This window comes from Rathayibacter sp. AY2B7 (genome assembly GCF_002931635.1).
Classification (GTDB): domain Bacteria; phylum Actinomycetota; class Actinomycetes; order Actinomycetales; family Microbacteriaceae; genus Rathayibacter.
The window spans coordinates 1-704 of the sequence record NZ_PSUC01000230.1 but is presented as its reverse complement, the minus strand read 5'-3'; the positions used below and the strand labels follow the sequence as shown (position 1 = coordinate 704).

The following is a 704-nucleotide window of genomic DNA, read 5'->3' as shown; positions in this document are numbered from 1 at the left end:
ACGCCGGTGGCAGTGTGGGCTGGGTCTTCGCCGCTGGTGCCGGATGGCCGCCCGAGCGCCGCGATCTCGTGCGTGAAATTATCCAGCAGCACGCCTGGCCGACAGTGAATCCCTCAGATGTCGAGGCCTACCTTCTCGAAGCCGCAACATCGCTGGACGTCGCCGGCAGCGGCTCTGAGTATTGGGACTGACGCCTGCTGCTCGAAGTCGTGAACAGCTACCCGAGACTCGACTTCGTAAAAGAATTTGGCGGCGAGATGCGTCACCAGGCCCGAGTAAAACCTCACTCTCACGCCGCGCGCTTTACTGCCGCGCATGGCATAGAGCGAGGCGAAGTATTCTGGAACTCTCTTATCGAGTCTGGGATCTGAGGAGCGAGCCGGTGGCACCTCGGCGCACGTTCCTCCGCAAATCAACGTCAGGTCAACAGCAGTCGACACCGCAGAACACATTTCAGTCCCGCGACGAGAGCGATGGTCGGCATTCCGGAGGCCGCCTCACCGATGGTCGGACGGTTAGTCCAGGAGCCCGGTGAACGCGATCCAGCCGATCGCGACGCGATCAGTGCGATCAATCGTTCTAGGAGACGGCGGGGACGCACCCGAGCCAGGCGTGCTGCTGGATAATTTCACGCACGAGATCGCGGCGCTCGGGCGGCCATCCGGCACCAGCGGCGAAGACCCAGCCCACACTGCCACCGGCGT

1 pseudogene is annotated in these 704 nt (G+C 63.1%); it reads left to right on the top strand.

Annotated features, from left to right (window positions below):
* Positions 1-191 (top strand): annotated as a pseudogene (locus C5C27_RS18450) (cyanamide hydratase); the annotation flags it as partial.
* Between the last annotated feature and the right edge of the window lie 513 nt (positions 192-704).